This is a genomic window from Thalassotalea litorea (assembly GCF_043642205.1).
Classification (GTDB): domain Bacteria; phylum Pseudomonadota; class Gammaproteobacteria; order Enterobacterales; family Alteromonadaceae; genus Thalassotalea_A; species Thalassotalea_A litorea.
The window spans coordinates 1-3,151 of record NZ_JBHZSG010000079.1 but is presented as its reverse complement, the minus strand read 5'-3'; the positions used below and the strand labels follow the sequence as shown (position 1 = coordinate 3,151).

Genomic DNA, 3,151 nt, shown 5'->3' with positions numbered 1-3,151 from the left:
TGCGTGTCAGACAACACAATTCTCTTTGGTGTTGTATGGTTAAGCCTCACGGGCAATTAGTATCAGTTAGCTCAATGCCTCGCAGCACTTACACACCTGACCTATCAACGTTGTAGTCTCCAACGACCCTTTAGGGGACTTAAAGTCCCAGTGAGAACTCATCTCAAAGCCTGCTTCCCGCTTAGATGCTTTCAGCGGTTATCAGTTCCGAACATAGCTACCGGGCAATGCCACTGGCGTGACAACCCGAACACCAGAGGTTCGTCCACTCCGGTCCTCTCGTACTAGGAGCAGCCCTCTTCAATTCTCAAACGCCCACGGCAGATAGGGACCGAACTGTCTCACGACGTTCTAAACCCAGCTCGCGTACCACTTTAAATGGCGAACAGCCATACCCTTGGGACCGACTTCAGCCCCAGGATGTGATGAGCCGACATCGAGGTGCCAAACACCGCCGTCGATATGAACTCTTGGGCGGTATCAGCCTGTTATCCCCGGAGTACCTTTTATCCGTTGAGCGATGGCCCTTCCATACAGAACCACCGGATCACTATGACCTACTTTCGTACCTGCTCGATGTGTCTATCTCGCAGTTAAGCTGGCTTATGCCATTGCACTAACCGTACGATGTCCGACCGTACTTAGCCAACCTTCGTGCTCCTCCGTTACTCTTTGGGAGGAGACCGCCCCAGTCAAACTACCCACCAGACAGTGTCCCCAGCCCCGATTAGGGGCCTAGGTTAGAACATCACGCATACAAGGGTGGTATTTCAAGATTGGCTCCACTCTATCTGGCGACAAAGTTTCAAAGCCTCCCACCTATCCTACACATGTAGGAGCAATGTTCACTGTCAAGCTATAGTAAAGGTTCACGGGGTCTTTCCGTCTAGCCGCGGGTATACGGCATCTTAACCGCAAATTCAATTTCACTGAGTCTCGGGTGGAGACAGTGTGGCCATGATTACGCCATTCGTGCAGGTCGGAACTTACCCGACAAGGAATTTCGCTACCTTAGGACCGTTATAGTTACGGCCGCCGTTTACCGGGGCTTCGATCATGAGCTTCGCTTGCGCTAACCCAATCAATTAACCTTCCGGCACCGGGCAGGCGTCACACCGTATACGTCATCTTTCGATTTTGCACAGTGCTGTGTTTTTAATAAACAGTTCCAGCCACCTGGTTACTTCGACCGACCGAGGCTTAGAGAGCAAGTCTCATCACCCTAGCCGGCGTACCTTCTCCCGAAGTTACGGTACTATTTTGCCTAGTTCCTTCACCCGAGTTCTCTCAAGCGCCTTAGTATTCTCTACCTAACCACCTGTGTCGGTTTGGGGTACGGTTCCTATATATCTGATGCTTAGAAGCTTTTCCTGGAAGTAGGGCATCAACAACTTCGTGTCCGTAGACACTCGTCTCGTATCTCAGCCTTAAGAAGAACCGGATTTACCTAATTCTTCAGCCTACATACTTTCACATGGACAACCAACGCCATGCTTGCCTAGCCTGCTCCGTCCCTCCTTCGCAATATATAGAAGTACAGAAATATTAATCTGTTTCCCATCGACTACGCGTTTCCGCCTCGCCTTAGGGGCCGACTTACCCTGCCCTGATTAACATGGGACAGGAAACCTTGGTCTTTCGGCGTGGGGGTTTTTCACCCCCATTATCGTTACTCATGTCAGCATTCGCACTTCTGATACCTCCAGCAAACTTCTCAGTTCACCTTCAACGGCTTACAGAACGCTCCCCTACCACTTAATCCTAAGATTAAATCCGCAGCTTCGGTGCATAGTTTAGCCCCGTTACATCTTCCGCGCAGACCGACTCGACTAGTGAGCTATTACGCTTTCTTTAAAGGGTGGCTGCTTCTAAGCCAACCTCCTAGCTGTCTATGCCTTTCCACATCGTTTCCCACTTAACTATGACTTTGGGACCTTAGCTGGCGGTCTGGGTTGTTTCCCTTTCCACTATGGACGTTAGCACCCACAGTGTGTCTCCCGGATAGCACTCATTGGTATTCGGAGTTTGCAAAGGGTTGGTAAGTCGGGATGACCCCCTAGCCTTAACAGTGCTCTACCCCCAATGGTGTTCGTCCGAGGCTCTACCTAAATAGATTTCGGGGAGAACCAGCTATCTCCCGGCTTGATTAGCCTTTCACTCCGACCCACAGGTCATCACCGCATTTTTCAACATACGTGTGTTCGGTCCTCCAGTTGATGTTACTCAACCTTCAACCTGCCCATGGGTAGATCGCCGGGTTTCGGGTCTATGCCCTGCAACTAAACGCGCAGTTAACACTCGCTTTCGCTACGGCTCCCCTATTCGGTTAACCTAGCTACAGAACATAAGTCGCTGACCCATTATACAAAAGGTACGCAGTCACCCCGAAGGGCTTCCACTGCTTGTACGTATGCGGTTTCAGGTTCTATTTCACTCCCCTCACAGGGGTTCTTTTCGCCTTTCCCTCACGGTACTGGTTCACTATCGGTCAGTTAGGAGTATTTAGCCTTGGAGGATGGTCCCCCCATATTCAGTCAAGATTTCTCGTGTCCCGACCTACTCGATTTCACGGTAAGTTCATTTTCGTGTACGGGGCTATCACCCTGTATCGCTGAGCTTTCCAGCTCATTCCACTAACTTACAAACCGCTTAAGGGCTAATTCCCGTTCGCTCGCCGCTACTAAGGAAATCTCGGTTGATTTCTTTTCCTCGGGGTACTTAGATGTTTCAGTTCTCCCGGTTCGCCTCGTTAAGCTATGAATTCACTTAACGATACCCAGCTTACACTGGGTGGGTTTCCCCATTCGGACATCTGAGCCTATAACGCCTTTTATCGGCTTAACTCAGCTTTTCGCAGATTAACACGTCCTTCATCGCCTCTAACTGCCAAGGCATCCACCACATACGCTTAGTCACTTAACCATACAACCCAAAGAAAACTTTGTTTTGTATGTCTGACAAGTAACGCAATCTAATAGATTACTTGAGTAAGAATTAATAATCATAAAGATTATTAGCCGGATAACTTACGTTATCCGATTTGGTATTTATATTTGACCAACACCTCGCGCGACACGAGTTGTTGAATATAAACACCGGGTTTAATATCAGCTTTCCAAATTGTTAAAGAACATTGAAGATGCACACATTC

The 3,151-nt window shown here is 49.1% G+C and carries 1 rRNA gene; it reads right to left on the bottom strand.

The window, feature by feature from the left end:
- Positions 1-35 precede the first annotated feature (35 nt).
- A 23S ribosomal RNA gene (locus ACHUFQ_RS16905) occupies positions 36-2,922 on the bottom strand.
- Positions 2,923-3,151 lie beyond the last annotated feature (229 nt).